A 17,235-nucleotide genomic window follows, 5' to 3' on the forward strand; every position below is an offset into this window, starting at 1 on the left:
ATTTAAGGATTCCGTTCAGAGAACAAAATAGGAAGCGGTTGTTACAAAATGTTCATTTCCCGCATGATTCAGGTCGCTTGTTAAGACTTACACATAATTAATTTAATTTATATACTTTTTCATTAAATATCTAAATAAATTCCATCCCCTCTATTCTTTTCTATAAAAGTTTATATATTTAATCCCAGATTAAAGTTCACTTAAAAAACCATTAAATCAATCTTCTTATAACAAAAATGCTTTATGGCAGATCTGTCCTGCTTTCAATCAATAAAAAAATCATACCTGTCCCATTATAGCCTTTTTACCTATCAAGGTTTCCGCAGTCAGACAAGTATGTAAAAACAACAGTCGAATGATGAGCCAACAGGTTGATTGCTTTACTATGGGGCCAGACCTGTTTCCACTCTAGGTAAACTATTAAATGATCGAACACTAAATACCATACGCCTGAGATGCCTGAGACTTTTGAAAAGTACATCAAGACGAAGAAGCGCCTTGCATATCATTACAAGGGATATCACCTTGAAAAGATATTGTCTGTGGTAATTGCCAAGATGGTTTACAAGACAAATCCATTTGATATGCGCCAGTTGGGTAAAGGATGGTGTGCCAGGGATTTCAGCTTTCTAGAAAAGATTGAGAAAAAAATTTTATTCACAATAGAACCATTCAGGAGAAAAGATTATTACGAGATATGGGACTATGTTCAGCAGAAATTTGAAGCACGTGAATTTGGCAGCTATGATCTAAAGGATACCGGCTTTATTCCCGTTTGGGGTTTGCGCAACCTGTTATTTTCTTTCCGTCATGTTTTCAGCAGGGGAAAAGGAATTTCATTCAGGGATAAACTGATGTTGGTGGCGGAGTTTGCGTTTGTAAGAAATACTATTGATCATCTCGAAAAACAGAGAACGCCGGTTGTCAATAAATACGTGGCTTTCTGTGGGGTACATTATCTTGAGAATCTACTCACACAATACTTTATCAAGCGCCGCGTTCCAACTTATTCGCTGCAGCATGGCGTGAGCTATGTGTTTACCAGGAATATTCCGTTTGATGCGATTGCATATGAGAACATGATTTCCGATTACCATATTTGCTGGGGGCAATATACTAAGGATGAAATGTATGGTTATGGTATTCCGGCGCAACGCTTGCTGGTGGGTGGATATCCGCGTACCATCCCTGTTATCCAGGCTTCCGGCAAAGGGCCATTGACGAGGAAGGCGGTGGTTTTTCTTGCCAGAAGCGCGTTTGAAGGCACCAATATCAGGATGCTGAATATTCTGAAAAAATTATCTGCATCCCATGCCGACATCCGGTTTCAGATAAAGCTGCATCCCAGCCTGAAAGAGCAACACTACGCTAACCACATCAGTGATTCCAGCGGCAAATTGGAGATACTGCCCTCTCATATTACCATTAGTGAACTGCTCAGTAAGAAATCATTTGATTTCGCTATTGCCGTTAATACAGCCACCTATTACGAATCTTACATTTTTCATCTTCCATGTTTCCGCTTCGAGGATGGCACCTTTGATCAGAGCATAGGTGTGGCAGATGATCTTTTTACGGATAATCCGTCGCTCGAACGTCATTTGAAAACATTGTATGAAACAGGAGAGCAGGATGGCTTGTCGTCTCAGGCTGCTGCGCAGCTAACTTATGCGATTGGATATAATGTAGATAACTATTATCGTGCGATCATGCACACAGAACAGTTTTATAAACCGGCAATGACTATACACTAGTCACTGCCGGTGAACACTATTATTTATCTAATGATTTGAGGAAGTCACTTTTGTAGCCATTCAGATCTTTACCATCAATTGACAGCTCCACTATTTTCGCTTTGCGGCAATTATTGATAAAATTGTCCAGCTTTGCTTTTACATCATCAACGGATTTAACGCCCATTGCAGCTGCGCTCTGAGAGGCTGCGGGCATGGCTTTAGACATCACGCTCATGGCCCTGTTGTTAGCGGGCGCCAGCAAAGTGTTTTTGGATGATTTCATTGTTTCCAGGAAAACATAATCGATTGCGAGCCTGGCTGTTTGTACTCTATCCAGCAGAGCATTATCACTTTTCACAGCTGCTTCAGCCTGGTCAAAAAGACTGTTGTATTGTCCCAGCAAGGGCAAGGAAAGGTAGGAGTTTTTTGCGTTGTCCAGTTTTCCGAACAACTGCAAACTGTTACCACTTTTCTTGAACTCACTTTCTACGAGGTCGATATACTTTCTTAAATAGGGTGCGGCGCTACCGTAATACCCCTTCAGGAAATCATTGATCACAGCATCATCATTGATGTCGGGGTTCCAGAGCAGTTTTGCAATGAGGTATGATCTCAATTCGGAGAATTCACCTTTGCTCCAGCCCTGTTCGAACATCATTTTAATTCCCTTTTGTTTAAAATACTGAATGTCGGGTTTCAGGAAATGCAGATTGGGATAAGGGCTCAAAACATTGGTGTATTGTACTACGTAATCCCAGATCATAATATTTTTTGTAAGTGCAAGCCAATTATCGAGATCAGTTCTGAAACTGGCAGAGGCCTTGTCCAGTGATATAGTATTTGACCGGTCTACCTGGTAGCAGAGCATGATGTTAACGTTAGGCAGGGGGCGCAATGTTTTAGGCGCGGCCCTGGAATACTGGTAGGCAAGTGTGGAGATCACTTTATCCGGAAACTGGGCAGCCACTTTGTTTACAAAGGCAATAATACTTCCCTGTGGCCCACCTTCACGGTTATTGATCCTTGTACAGTTATCACATTGGCAATAATCGAAATTATCATTCTGGCTTACCGACCAGTATTTGGCATCTGGTTTCTTAGCCATCTCTTTCTTGAGATTGCTCACCAGGATATTGAATACATCCGGGTTGGAAAGGCAAAGCTGCGTAGGCACCCTTTTACCTTTAACTAAGGCGTAATATTCGGGATGCTGCGAGAAATACTGTGTATGAGGCACCAGGATATCGAACGTGTGTACAAACAGGCCCCAGTCTTCATATTCATATTTTTGCGTTTGCCAGTTATATATATTATACAGCTTGTGCCAGTCTGTATATTCAGGTTTGGAGATCATTTCGCGGAAGAACTCGGTCCTGTAGGCGAACGCAGGTGTTTCTTTGAGATTGATATTGCTACTGAGCGAAACAATAGACTGTTTGGGGACATCATAAGCTTCGCCAGCATACATTTTACAGCCGAGATATTTTTCGAGTAGTGTGTAAACGCCGTACAGGACGCCTTTCCGGCTACCTCCTTTTATGTTTACTTTTCCGGCGCCGGAGGTGATAGCGAACCCATCTTCCGCCAGGCTGGCATCATTCGATTTAGCAAGTGATATTGAATTAGGGCCGGCCTGTCCGTTTACCTTTTTAATCTGTAGCTGAGCGCCGCTGATCTTTTGCAAATATTGCTGCAAAACGTTTGCGGCCTGTGTTTCTATCGGGTCTGGATTAGCGGGTATCTGAATCACGTAGTTCGTTTTCCCGTTATCCACAATGCGCATACTTCCGCTTTGTGCACAGGAAGTGTTGACAGTTACAAGTGAGAACAGTATAAATGCAAGAAGCAAGCAGACGTTTCGCATGTTCAACTATTTAGGTTAGAAATATATATAATCTGTTGTGTTGGTTATTTCAATAGCTCTGTGCAAAAACTGGTCCTGTATTCGGTTTCACAGCGTTTATGGAAAATACGACGAAAAATATTGATTTTCAAGTACATCCATTTTACACTATAACAAGTCAGGACCATCTTTGTTCTCTTCCCGTCAAATCCTTATCTGTCGGTCTTTTGAACGAGCGCTAACATCAGATTGTTATATTTCTCTCCTATTACTTCTTTTGAAAAATTGCCGATAATAAAACTTCTGCCTTTCTCTCCATCCTCCAGCAGCCATGCTCTTTTTTCGCTGGCTTCTTTGATAGCATTGATATAGCCGGCAATATCGCCGGGTGTTACCAGTATGCCATAACTTGATTTTTTCATTAGGATGCCTAACGGCGAACTCTCTTCTGTAACGACGATCACTGATTTTGCAGAAGACATGATGGTGTAAATTTTGGAAGGAAACCCTTCCTTGCTGCTGCTTGGGCTCATGACGATCGTATGTATATCAATGCTTGCATTGATAACTGGCATCATTTCCCTTGGCTGATAGTCCAGCAATAGTATATTGTGGAGCTGATGTTCTTCTATCTGTTTTTTCAGCCAGTCTTTTTTTACGCCGTCCCCTACGATAAGGAATCGGATCGGCTGTGCTATCAAGGCTTTGGCAGCATCGATTACTGGTTGCCAGTCCTGCGCATGGCCGATGTTGCCAGCATAGCCTACAACAAATTTGTCGTCGAGGCCATGTTCTTTTGAAAAAGCGTTATTTCTTGGCAGCGGCACATACAGTTCTGTATCTACGAAATTGGGAATTACCCACAGCTTGCTTCGATCTTTGATCCTTGGTGCAATGATCTCTTCAAACTTGGTATCAATGGCCACCACGGCGGCGCTGTTATTATAAATGCTGCGTTCCATGCCTTCCAGCATAGAAATGACCCATTTATTCTTGATAGCTCCCTGCTTTACGGCAAAGTCGGGATATATTTCCTGTACGTTATAGACAGATTTTGCTCCTTTCATTTTGGCCAGCCAGTTTGAAATCAGGCCGATCGTCAGTGGCGGGGAAGGTGATAGTATGATATCATATCTGCCCAGGCGGATGCCGATAAGGAAAGCGAAAATATGGAACCATACGAAGTCGATAATTCTCACCAGCATTCGTTTCGACTTCTTCATCCGGATATGATATACGTTGATATTATCCAGGAAGGTGCTTTCATAAAAAAGGCCACCCCATCTTTTCCTCAAAGGCTGCCGCTCAATTTGTTCCTTGACAATATTGAAGTGTGGAGTTGTTGTCAACACATCAATTGTATGCCCGTGTCTTTTTAGTTCCGCTGCCAGATCTGAATAAAGATAGGCAGTGGACACGCCATCAGGCTTAAATGTCAATGTGTGTATCAGTATCCTTGCCATGTGCTTGCATTTAAGCGTTTTCGCTCCAAACTACCCTTTTAACATAATCTACATACGAGATAATGATCCTTACCACTTTATCTGAAACATTTGGCATGGAATAATCACCGACAAGATTAAAGTTTCGCTGATCGCGTTGTTGATATTTCAGTTGTTGCAGTCCCTGAAGGATTCTTTCGGGACGTAAACCCACCATCATTACGGCTGCTTCTTCCATAGCTTCCGGCCTTTCATGTGCTTCCCTGATATTGAGTGCGGGGAAATTGAGTATAGATGATTCTTCTGAAATAGTGCCGCTATCAGATAATACCGCTTTGGCATTCATTTGCAAAGCAATGTAATCGCTTAATCCAAATGGTTTCATCAACTGGATCAGCGGGTCCAGTGTCAATTGTTTTGCCTCTATCATCTTCCTGGTTCTTGGGTGGGCCGAAACGATCACCGGCAGTTGAAATACCTGGGCAATCTGGTTCAGGGAAGATATGAGGTTATTGAAATTGCGTTCGAGGTTGATGTTCTCTTCACGATGTGCCGATACAACAAAATACTGTCCGGGCTTGAGTTGCAAGGTATTCAGCACATTGGAGGCCTGTACCTTCGGCAGATAATGATGCAACACTTCAAACATAGGACTACCTGTTTTGATGACCCTGTCTGCCGGCAGACCTTCTCTTAAAAGATATTCGCGAGCGATAGAAGAATAGGTAAGATTGATATCACTGATATGGTCTACTATCCTTCTGTTGGTTTCTTCCGGTACGCGTTGGTCGAAACATCTGTTACCTGCTTCCATGTGAAAGATCGGTATCTTTCTTTTTTTGGCAGGGATGGCACAAAGGCAACTATTGGTATCTCCCAGTACCAGAAAAGCATCCGGGCGTTCTTTTTCCAGAATGGGATCAATATTGATCAGTATCTGCCCGATGGTGGCGGTAGCGTTTGCACCAGCGGCATCGAGAAAATAGTCCGGCTTTCTCAATCCCAGATCTTCAAAAAAAATCTGATTTAGTTCATAGTCATAGTTCTGACCGGTATGAACCAGTATATGATCGATGGCATCAGACTCGTCGAGTTTGGCCAGCACCCTGGATAACCGAATAATCTCCGGTCGTGTTCCTACAACTGTTATTACTTTTAATTTCTGCATGCTGGAATTATGTCACACTTGTAAAAAATAAGTATCAGGTCTGTTCTGGTCAAATATTTCGTTGGCCCAGAACAATGTTATCAATTCTGTATTACCTGTATTGGTAATGTTGTGGGTATATCCGGGCGGAATGTCTACCACATGTGGCTGATCACCGTTCACCGGGTATTCTATTACTTTGTCTTCATCTATTTTTCTGAATCGGATAACAGCTTCTCCTTTTATTACCAGGAATTTTTCCGTTTTTGTATGATGAAAATGGTTTCCTCTGGTGATGCCTGGATGCGTGCTGGATACAAATACCTGTCCCATCGCTTCATGTTTGATCCACTCGAAAAGGCCGCCCCTGTTGTCTACATTCAGTTTCATAGCATAACTGAATTTATCATCAGGTAAGTAGCTCAGGTAAGTGGAATAAAGGTATTTGGTCAGTGTATCGCCATTAATCGGCAACTGTAGCGATTCGCGGCTTGTCTTGAAAGAAGTGATGATAGTAGCAAGTTTACCCAACGACACTGTAAACCGGGTGGCCACTTCATCAAATGAAGATTGGCCCTGGCGAACCAGTGTACGCAGGTGTTCCAGGAAGGAGCTTATCACATCATCCACATAAGAGAGTGTGACCTGATAGTCAGGGTCCCTTACTTCCAGTGGTATATCTCTGGCAACGTTGTAACAAAAGGTTGCCACCACGGAATTATAATTTGGTTTGCACCATTTGCCAAAGATGCCGGGCAGGCGATACAACACTACTTCATGCGGCGTTCCTGCAACGAACTTTGTAGCCAGTTCTTCAGCCGCCAGCTTGCTTTTGCCATATGGGTTATCCATCGTAGCCTGAGCAGAGGAAGAGATAATTATTTTAGCTGGCCTTGTACTGTTTTTCAGATGTTCCAGCACCTGAGCAGTGAGCAGCGTATTATCTGTATGGAATTCGTCTGTATGAACAGGACGGTTGGCTCCTCCGAGATGGTACACTACCGCGGCATCCTTAAGTATGCCGGCGTAATCTGCAACAGGGGTAGCTCTCGTAATTTCGTGCAACTCGATATCCTTAAGCTGTTTCAGATGGGCTGTCAGGTTCTTTCCTACGAATCCTTTGGCGCCTGTTACCACAACTTTTATAACATCCATGAATAAACTTTTTTAGCCGTTTAATTCTTCCTTGATGAATTCAAGCTTCAGCAGCAGCGCTTTCATTTCTTCTTTGTCCAGGCGATGTGTATTGTGAGAGTGATAGTCGTCCATCACTGCTATTTTCTGTTCGCCTTCAACAAAATATTTTCCGTAGTTGAGGTCTCTATCGTCAGGAGATATTTTGTAATAATCTCCCAGATCCGTTGCTTTCGCTAGTTCTTCTCTTGTAACGAGGGTTTCGTATAATTTCTCACCATGTCTGGTGCCGATCACTTTCAGGTCTGTGGGTTTGAACAGGTCAAACAGGGCATGGGCGAGGGTTTCAATAGTAGCGGCTGGCGCTTTCTGCACGAAGATATCTCCGGTATTACCATGCTTGAATGCAAACAATACCAGTTCCACGGCATCTTCCAGCGACATCATAAACCTGGTCATATTGGGGTCTGTTACTGTGATAGGCAGTCCTTGTTTGATCTGATTTACGAATAAAGGGATCACGGAACCTCTTGAAGCCATCACATTTCCATAGCGGGTGCATACGATAGTGGTGTTTGAATCCACGCGTGATTTAGCTACGGCAATTTTCTCCATCATGGCTTTAGAGATACCCATTGCGTTGATGGGGTACACTGCCTTGTCTGTGCTCAGGCAGATCACTTTCTCCACACCGTATTTGATGGCCGAGTTCAGTACATTTTCTGTTCCTATTGCATTGGTTTTAACAGCTTCAAAAGGGTAGAATTCGCAGGAAGGTACCTGCTTCAGGGCTGCCGCATGAAAAATGTAGTCGACACCTTTCATGGCGAAATCAATACTTTGGGAGTCTCTGACATCTCCGATATAGAACTTCAGCTTGTCGCTATTCAGCTGAAGGCGCATATCGTCCTGCTTCTTTTCGTCGCGGCTGAAGATCCTTATTTCTTTGATATCTGAATTAAGAAAGCGTTTCAGCACTGCATTTCCGAAAGAGCCTGTTCCGCCAGTTATTAAAAGTGTTTTTCCTGCAAACATATGCTTACCTTTTTGAGATTGTGTAATAGTATCTAAATAGCATTGAGTATTTTCACATACCTTTCGCTTGTTTCGGACTCCGAGAATTGTTGTTCCACTGGTGTTCTCAGGTCTACGCCTTTTTCACGTATGTATATTTTGCCAAGCAATATTTCAGCAAGCGCTTTATAATCATCAGCAGCGAAGTAAACCGCAAGGTTGGCAGAAACTTCCCGGCATACTTCGATGTCGGATAACACACAGGGAGCATTAAAATACATGGCTTCCACGATCGGCATTCCGAGCCCTTCAAACTTCGTTGGCAGCACAAAGCACTCACAATGCTCGTAACAATGCCTGAGCAGCTGATTTGATATATACCCCGTTAATAGGATCTTTTTCCTGATATTTTCATCAAGTGCGTCGTAACAAGCTTTCGATTCCGGGTCCATTCTTTCGTAATATCCTACCAGCAACAGATTCACGGCGCCCCCTTGCTTTGCATACTGTTCATATGCCTTTAACAGGGTGATCACATTCTTGTGTTTGAGAATGGAAGAAACACTCAGGAAATAAGGCGCATCCAGAGGATAATCTGTCAGACGTTCGGGGATAGGGCCTTCAAATTTTTTAAAGTTGAAATAGTTATAAGCCACGCTTACCTTTCCTTCGGCTGCTTTGTAGTGACGCAGTATATCGGCTGCCGTAAAATTAGAGATGGCAATGATCCTGTCTGCATTCCTGATGGAGAGAGGGATGAGTACTTTCCGCTGAAGGCGCATCAGGGTATTGTTCAGCAGACGTTTGCGCAAGAACAGCAGGTCGTGTATAACCAAGACCGACTTGCACCTCTTGGTGATAGCGGAATAGTTGTAGGTAGATAGCACCACATCATCCGGCTTGAGTTGTAATTGTTGGGCGATCTGGTTCTGGGCAATCAGCAATTGCAGTCTTCCCTTGATAGCGAATGGCTGCACCTGGAAACGGGAAATATATTTATCAAAAGATGCCACAGACTTTTCGTTGCAGGCAATGACGATCTTTTCCGCTTTAAATTTGTCATAATGCGAAAAAAAATAGTCCAGCAAGTTAAATAAATACTCCTGATACCCAAATGCCTTCTTATCCTCAAAAATCAGACAATCAATTACTAATCTCATACTAATCTTCTTCTATTGTGGATCCCGGAATTTCGCCATCAGAGAGCCATAATATAACAATGTTTGTATTGGTCCCTGGCGGCGGACATCATTCCTGCTACAAAACAGTACTGCCGATATTCCTCCTTTCCTGGCGACCTTCACAAATTTTTCAAGAAAGTCTTTTTTGTTAGCGGACATATTATTGCCAGCCCAGGCCAGCAGATCTTCTGTCAACAATATTCTCTTATTCTTTGTAGCCACTACATCTTTCCATCCTCCAAGTATTCTTTTTACCCGATGAGAGAGGGAGCCGGATTTTAATCCGATAGATGCATTGTCCTGGTGTTGCCGGTAGAGCAGTGTTGGCTGGGGGATAAAAATAATGTGTCCAGTGGCTGCCGCTACCATCGCAATCCAGTAGTCGTGATTGACACCCCATTTGGAGATGGGGCCTATTAATCCGACCAATTTGTTGTTAGCCATCATGGTGCACCCCCAGAGGAAGTTCTGGCTTACCAGTTTGTTCAATATTTTATCGGACTGCTGTGAAAACAGGTGAGCAATATGTTGCTTTGCTGTTAACGGTTGCAGGTTATCATCTACATAAGTAAAGTCAGTATGTATCAGCAAGGGCGTATCTTTCCCATATGTTTTTTCGGCTTCCAACATTCGTTGCAATGTAAGTGCAATCTTATCACTATTCCATTTGTCGTCCTGATCTGAAAACATCAGGTACTCACATTTGCCGGCCACATACTTGATCAATGCGCCAAAATTATCACGGGCGCCGAGATTCTTGCGGTCATCTTCGAGAAGGCTTATGCGGCGATCTCTTTCAGCATACATCTTGGCGATCTTCACGGTATCATCCGTAGAACCGTCATCCCTGATCACCAATTTCCAATTGGAATACGTTTGATTAATGATACTTTCAATTTGCTCGGTGATATACTTCCCTCCATTGTAAGTAGCCATAACAACAGTTACTTCCGGATTATAGTTCATCATCGGGCTTTCCATTTATTATTTTGTTGTTTACCATAGATATGATAGATGTTAATTATCATTACTGGTATGAATATCGTCCACATATTTTCATATGACTGCAAATAAGGGTTGGTGGCATTCGCGATCAGAAAGCTACAGGCGCCTACCATCACCGGCATCATATAAAACCTGTAGGTACTGGAACGCTTCAGTATCCCGATCCCCTTGATAAAGATCCAGGCCAGCAAGTAGAGGTATATGATAATACCTACCAATCCGGTCTGAAACAGTAATGCCAGGTAGCTCAATTCATAGATCCATGGCGTAGCCTGGCTCCTGATAATGTAGTGTGAAGCAGTCCCATGCCCCTGCCCCAGGATCGGATAGTCCATCCAGCTCTTCAATAAGCCATTGAACTGGAGCGCCCTAAGGTAAGGACTTTCTCCAGCACTCGACGTATCAAAGTTAAATCCGGCAAAAAATACGTTGAACAGGGCGGTAAAGTCAACCAGCTCAAAAATGCTGAGCAAAATTCCGACAATAATGATACCACTAAAGAAGTATAACAATATTTTTCTTACATGTCGCCCGAATGCAACACCCATTTTCACGTTGCCCAGTTTCAGGAATATCCATACAAAAAAGGGTGTCAACAGAATATTAAGAATAAGAATTCTTCTCGCGGTAAATACCACCGCTACCACCCCTGCTATGAAAGCCAGATAGAGCACAAGCCTGTTGATCTTGAACGGCAGTTGCCTGAAGAAGATGATCAACGTTAATACATAGGGGATCAGAAAGATCAATGCCGTAGCCGAAGGGATCACGACCTTCTGATAGTTGTCGTTATCCGGGTCTACAGCCACTTCCACCATGTTGTCCAACGGAATTACCTGGGGAAGCAGTCCCAACATCATCATGGTGGCTACAATGCAGAAGATCCCGATGAACAGGGTCGCATACACCATCGTCTTGTACATTACATCAGCCATGTAGTTCTTGTGAACGCCTGTAACAAAAAACAGGTACAAGAGTGGCCAGACGATGTTGACAGTGGTGGAACGAAGAATATAGGAGATCACATTTCCCTGGGTAAACAAAGCAGTGATAGTGAAGAAAACGCCGTATAGGATGAATATACCGAACCAGATGAATACGGGTCTCGCCAGTCCTATCTTCTTCCGCATGCACATTCTCATAATAACAGCCAACAATATGATGCCGATCAGCCCTGCCTTCACAGGCATCAGCTTATAAGGTGCAAAGAGCATTAATCCCAGCAGCAAGGCTCCAACATATACCAGTAGCCTTTCCAGCTTCACAAATAACCTTATACCGAGATTTCCCGATTGCCCACCCCGGCCATAGTCATATGTCAGCAATTCCTCCATCCGGATCTTATTTATTCGTTCGCTTCAACAGTGCGAACTGTGGGTATTTAAACTGCAAAAGCATGTTCAGCCCCACGGTGATATATAATTCAGTTACTAGCACGGAAACCACTGTTCCCCATGCCTTGAAATAATAAGCCAATACAAAGTTCAGCAGGATATTCAACACGCAACCGCTCACCAATATCGTACTATATGCCTTTCGCAGGTTATAAGCCAGCAAAACCTGATATGCCGGAATATCAAACAGCACGATCACAGGTAAAAAAGAAAACAACTTCAACATATTGGATAGTTCCGGATTCCTCGCCTTCAGCGCATATAACACGATCAAATCAGAAAAGAAAAATATGCAAAGGCAGCATCCGATAACCAGGTAGGTGAAGGGAATGAATACCGTTTTGAGGAACTGGCGCGTCTTGTCATAAGATTCCACCGTAATTTTACACATATACGGATATACCACCTGCGAGAAAACAATTAGCAACTGTTTCACTGCCAGCACCACTTTTTCTGCTATACCATAGTATCCCAGGATAGTTCTGTCTACAAACATACCTAATATAAAGGTATTAGAATTGACATAGACATTCACAGCGAAACCAGATATAAACAGTGCAGTTCCTTCCTTGATCTCCTGTGCTATCTCCTTTAACGGTATGCGTACATAAGTGATGTTGTATTTTTTGACCACCAGGAAAAAACAGATCACACAAGACACCAGGCCTCCGGCGCCTTGCAAGAGATTCACCAACACGTATTGCTCGGGAGAATGGATCAGTATAAAGATCAGTGCCACAAAGCATAGCTTTGAGATCGCGTTCAGCATGGCTATAAACCGCATGTCTTCTATACCTTGAAAAAACCAGATCGGAAGCAGTGTTTGTGATAGTACCAGCGGGAAACTACAATAGTACAACCAAAACTCTTTTCTGAAAGAAGGAATGGCCCATACAATACCCGTAAACGCCAGCAAAGCGATGAAAAAGAGCAGCAGCTTGCTTTGCAACACACGGTTAAAAATGCGGTTGATCGTATCCTTGTTGTCCCGGTTGATGGAAATATCTCTTGTTGCCGAAAGATTGAAACCGTAATCAGTGAAGATAGCAAAGTAGGTTACAAACGCATATGCAAATACCACAGCGCCATATTTCGCGATCCCCAATACTTTCACAATGTGTGGTATGATCAGTATGGGCGCCAGAAAATTGATGACCTGGTACATTGAAAGATACATATAATTTTTAACCAGAACCGAGCGGTGCGCATTACCTCCCACCAACCTCTTGAAATACTGTAGCATTTCTTTTTTTTTAATTTTTACGGCTTAAAAGCCAAGGCAAAATACCCACACACATAACAGCAGGTTTTGCGAATCCCCCTAGTCCGGAATATATAATGCTTTGTAGCGGCACGTCATTTAAAACCAGGCAAATAAAAAAAGAATACCCTTCAACAGTTTGTTCCCTGAACGGTGCAATTATGCCATCACTTCCCTGTATAATTTCCTCAACACGAGAAACACACACGTAAAAAACACAGCGATGAAGCCTCCCAGGATCGCTCCTTTCAGCTTGCTTATTTTCTCTTTTTTTAGGGGTAAGGTAGGACGGTCCACAATCTGAATCAGGGGGGTTTCCTGTAGCATACTCATTTTGCTCACTTCAAGATTCTTCAATACCTCTCCATAAATAGTCTGCAAAATCATTTTGTCTCGCGTGTCCAATTCCAGGTTAACTGTAGCCACCCTTCTCGCAGGATTCTGGTTAATGTCCTGGGCGGCGGCAGTAGTATATGTTTTCTTATTCAGCAAGTGTTCAAGGGAATCTGCCTTTTGCTGGAGCCTGTCTACATTCACCTTGGACCGCATCGTTTTGGTCTCGATGTAGAAATTTGTCGCATTCCGCACCAGATTCTCCACGAACTCCTGAGAGAAAACTTCACTTTTTGAGTTACAAGTAGCAGAGATAAAGCTCAGCTTCTTGTCTATTTTCTCAACTACCAGATTTTTTTCCGATACCTCTTCATACAGTGCGCCCAGCACACTATCCTGCACTGGCGAAAATTTACGGTTGGCATTTGCCGGGAGGGCTATGTTGGCCAATTCCGGCTTATTTTTCCAGAGCTTATGTTTGTTATAAATAGCGATGTAGAGATCTGCCAGACTTGAATCCTTGCCTAATGTAGACGCTTTCGCCAGCAAGGTTTTTTCGATCATCAATTTGGATTTCAGGAAGCCGATCACATTATCTCCCGCAAATACGCCACTGGTCGAAGCTCCCGACAAGTCAATACCGAACTGGCTCGCAATACCTGCGTACGCACTCAGAGGATTAGACTTGTTATCCTCCAACACGAAAGTAAGTTCAGCATTGTAAGTAGGTTTCTTAAGAATAGCATAAGCTATTCCCAAACCCGCTCCCACAACGCCAAAGATGAGAATCAGCAGCCATCTCTTCAGCAAAAAACCTGTCCATTTACGGACTTTTAGTATCAGTTCCTTGATCGACATTTCTGCGTCTCCTGCAATATTTTGCTGATCCATTGAGCTTAATTTATGTTATACCTTTAAATATGCTGTAAGAACTGTTACTTGATTTTATCCAATAGTGTAACGACAAGCAAAGCAACTGCCGCCAATCCGCTTGCTATGCCAACCGCTTCCTGGCCATTCAGTCCTTTTCGTTCTTTCCTGGATGGTACATAAATCTCTGCTCCGGGTTTCACTCTGGGGTAAGAGTTGAAGAATAATACCTTCCTGGTATTCTTCACTTCTCCATTTGCATAAACAATATAACTTCTTCTTCTCAGGCCCTGGGCTGTAAATCCGCCCGCTCCATGGATATAGTCCTTGAATGTATTCTTATTATCATACCTGATCTTCTTGGGGAAGTACACTTCACCGAATACCTGTACAGTCTGCAATCTCTTTGGTACTTTGATCACGTCGCCTTCTTCCAGCAACAGATCGTATTTAGAACCAGGATGTTTCAGAATATGATCCAGGTTAATGCCCAACAGCTGCTCTCTTCTGTCTACAGCTGTCTGTAAACGTTTGATATCACTACTATCCTGTAATTTATTGTAAAACACCTCCAATTTGTTGGCAAGCAGTGAACTGTCACTCTCGTTGATAAATGTTTTCCTGGTCATAACGGCGCCTTCCGCATAAGCTTCCGGACGCAGGCCGCCTGTTCTTCTGATCAGATCGGAGATACGTTCCGCGCGCGTGTTGATTGTATATTCTCCGGGGTAAACCACCTCTCCGTGGATCACCACATTAGCCTGGGATGAATAAGAAGGCGAACGGCGTACCACTACCTCATCAAACGGCTGTAATACAAATTTTACATCCGAATTACTGCTCAGGTCCGCGTTGATATCAAACTGTTTGATGATGGCCTTGGCGCTATCATTCCGATCATAACCTCCACTGTGGCGTATCCTGCGGGATATTTCTACATGTTGAATGGAAGCCGCATCTCTCAATCCGCCTGCCATTAAGATCAGGTCTTCCAGATGCATGCTGTCGGCATAGTTGAAATAACCCGGTTTGTTGACCTCACCATCTATTCTCACTTCATATTCTTCCCGCAGATCCACTTTGGAATAGATCGTTACGCTATCTTCTTTCTGCAGTTGTGTATTATCTTTTCCGCTCAGTACATCCTTCACGTTGAAGTTCACATACAGTGGTGAAAAATCAGGCTGCAAGCGGCGGATAAGGCCTCTCGATAATGCCGCTACTTCTTTTACGCCGTCTGCTTTTTTGATCAGATCAGCGATGGTCATATTATTTTCCAGCGCATAGTTGCCAGGATGAAAAACAGCGCCTGTGATGGTAACCCTGTTACTGAAACGGTTCAGAATAGAGTCGATATAAAACTGGTCGCCGGACTTCAGGTGGAAAGAACCTATTTCGCTGGCCGGTACATTCACTACTTCTCTTTCTTTGTTGTTCACACGATAGGCACGGATGATGTCTCTGAATGCCACATCCGTATAGCCGCCGGCGAAATCAATGACCTGTTGCAGGGTTTCATTTTCTTTTGCTTCAAATATAGCCGGGCGTTTCACTTCACCGGAAAGCTCTACCCTTGTCTTGTATGGATTTACCTTAACGATGTCCTGATCCTGCAATACGATATTATTGCTGAGATCACCATGCGTTAGAAAATCATACAAATCAAATGTGGCGATCACAGATCCGTTACGGATCACCTGTATATTACGGAAGGAACCATTTTCATTAGGGCCTCCGGAAACATACAGCGCATTGGCTACAGTAGCCAGGGAAGGGATGGTGTATGATCCGGGAGTTGTGATCTCGCCAATCAATAATACCCGGATACTACGGATATTTCCAAGGGTGATCTGTACAAAGGTGTTGCCAGCCTTGATACCACTATATATAGCGGCAAGCTGTTTGGTAACGCGTACTTTTGCTTCTTCCATCGTCAGGCCGTTCACGTAAACCGGGCCCAGATTAGGGATGCGGATGTATCCATCAGGCGATACCTTCAAACGGTGCTGCACTTCGGAATAGCCATATACGTCTATCACGATCTCATCCTCAGCTCCCAGACGATAGTTCGGCGGAGTGGGCATCCTTAGATTAGGCTCGAAAGTGAGATTTTTATTACTGAACAGCTCAGCGCCAAAGATGCGTTTTCTCTTCCTGGCCTGTTCCTCTTCTTCTTTCGTTTTATTCTTTTGGTCAATGCTGGGCTCAGATGTAGCGTCGTCTACCTTGCGGGTACCATACTGGTCATTTCTGCTGCTGTTCTTCTGAAAATTGCTGCTCAGTTCCTTGTCCAATCCCATCTGTTGTATGCGGGCCTTCAACTTGCTAACTTCAATATCGGGAATACCCTTTTGCTGAGCATAAGTATCTATATCCTCAAACGCAATATTGTTTTTCTTCATTTCAGCCACCAGCTGGCGTATTTGGTCATCAGACAGATTATCGACCTTCATTTCCTTAATCTGCTCCTTGGATAACAAGGAACTCTGAGCGCTTACGCAAAAGCCAACAAACAGAAAAAACTGGATCAGCAATAATTTTTTGAACATGTATTTCAGGATATATTACTTTCTCGAATACTTTTTTCCGCAGACAATTTCAGGATTACTGGTTGAAATTCTGCTAAATAAGGTGCAAATCTATATAAAATAACATATAAATGTTACAGGAATTATAATAGGAACCCCCTCTTTTTACTCCCAAGTAGCACGTAACTTATTTTGCCTGCAGACGCGTCCCTCCCCATCAGAATCATGCCGGATTCCTCCGGGGTTAAACCAAATATAAATTTTAAGCCGATTATAATATTTACATAAATTATAATATTAAAAGACAATAATTATATAAGATACCTGCAATCCATTTTCCCGGATTT

At 43.2% G+C, this 17,235-nt stretch carries 12 protein-coding genes; 1 reads left to right on the forward strand and 11 read right to left on the reverse strand.

Annotation, left to right across the window (positions count from 1 at the left end; genetic code table 11):
- Nucleotides 1-455: 455 nt before the first annotated feature.
- Entirely contained in the window at nt 456-1,754 is a 1,299-nt protein-coding gene (locus FPG75_RS16750; protein WP_143308026.1) for a hypothetical protein, read from the forward strand.
- A gap of 19 nt (nt 1,755-1,773) precedes the next feature.
- On the opposite strand, the gene FPG75_RS16755 is transcribed toward FPG75_RS16750, so the two are convergent.
- From FPG75_RS16755 to FPG75_RS16805, 11 genes are all read right to left on the reverse strand, one after another.
- Complete coding sequence (locus FPG75_RS16755) at nt 1,774-3,600, reverse strand: DUF4838 domain-containing protein (protein WP_143308028.1); 1,827 nt, start codon at nt 3,598-3,600, stop codon at nt 1,774-1,776.
- Nucleotides 3,601-3,791: 191 nt separating this feature from the next.
- On the reverse strand, nt 3,792-5,042 hold the full coding sequence (locus tag FPG75_RS16760) for a glycosyltransferase family 4 protein (RefSeq protein WP_143308030.1): 1,251 nt from the start codon (nt 5,040-5,042) through the stop codon (nt 3,792-3,794).
- A 10-nt stretch (nt 5,043-5,052) separates the two neighbouring features.
- A complete protein-coding gene (gene wecB, locus FPG75_RS16765; protein WP_143308032.1) occupies nt 5,053-6,189 on the reverse strand; it encodes a non-hydrolyzing UDP-N-acetylglucosamine 2-epimerase in 1,137 nt (378 codons plus the stop codon).
- Between the two features lie 12 nt (nt 6,190-6,201).
- A complete protein-coding gene (locus FPG75_RS16770; RefSeq protein ID WP_143308034.1) occupies nt 6,202-7,323 on the reverse strand; it encodes a polysaccharide biosynthesis C-terminal domain-containing protein in 1,122 nt (373 codons plus the stop codon).
- A gap of 12 nt (nt 7,324-7,335) precedes the next feature.
- Nucleotides 7,336-8,337, reverse strand: coding sequence for a polysaccharide biosynthesis protein (locus FPG75_RS16775; RefSeq protein ID WP_143308036.1), 1,002 nt, complete (start codon nt 8,335-8,337; stop codon nt 7,336-7,338).
- 32 nt (nt 8,338-8,369) lie between these two features.
- Nucleotides 8,370-9,404, reverse strand: a complete 1,035-nt coding sequence (locus FPG75_RS16780) for a glycosyltransferase family 4 protein (protein WP_161596829.1) — start codon at nt 9,402-9,404, stop codon at nt 8,370-8,372.
- An 84-nt stretch (nt 9,405-9,488) separates the two neighbouring features.
- Nucleotides 9,489-10,466 carry a glycosyltransferase family 2 protein gene (locus tag FPG75_RS16785; protein ID WP_161596830.1) on the reverse strand — a complete coding sequence of 326 codons (978 nt, stop codon included), beginning with the start codon at nt 10,464-10,466 and terminating at the stop codon, nt 9,489-9,491.
- On the reverse strand, nt 10,463-11,836 hold the full coding sequence (locus tag FPG75_RS16790; RefSeq protein WP_143308042.1) for an O-antigen ligase family protein: 1,374 nt from the start codon (nt 11,834-11,836) through the stop codon (nt 10,463-10,465). Before FPG75_RS16790 ends, FPG75_RS16785 begins: the two co-directional genes overlap by 4 nt.
- Nucleotides 11,837-11,843: 7 nt before the next feature.
- The gene (locus FPG75_RS16795; RefSeq protein ID WP_143308044.1) at nt 11,844-13,139 is read right to left on the reverse strand and encodes an oligosaccharide flippase family protein; all 1,296 of its coding nucleotides are present in this window, start codon (nt 13,137-13,139) and stop codon (nt 11,844-11,846) included.
- A gap of 177 nt (nt 13,140-13,316) precedes the next feature.
- On the reverse strand, nt 13,317-14,381 hold the full coding sequence (locus FPG75_RS16800; protein ID WP_143308046.1) for a Wzz/FepE/Etk N-terminal domain-containing protein: 1,065 nt from the start codon (nt 14,379-14,381) through the stop codon (nt 13,317-13,319).
- A 44-nt stretch (nt 14,382-14,425) separates the two neighbouring features.
- A complete protein-coding gene (locus tag FPG75_RS16805) occupies nt 14,426-16,813 on the reverse strand; it encodes an SLBB domain-containing protein (protein WP_161596832.1) in 2,388 nt (795 codons plus the stop codon).
- Nucleotides 16,814-17,235 lie beyond the last annotated feature (422 nt).

The organism is Chitinophaga vietnamensis, assembly GCF_902167635.1.
Lineage (GTDB): Bacteria > Bacteroidota > Bacteroidia > Chitinophagales > Chitinophagaceae > Chitinophaga > Chitinophaga vietnamensis.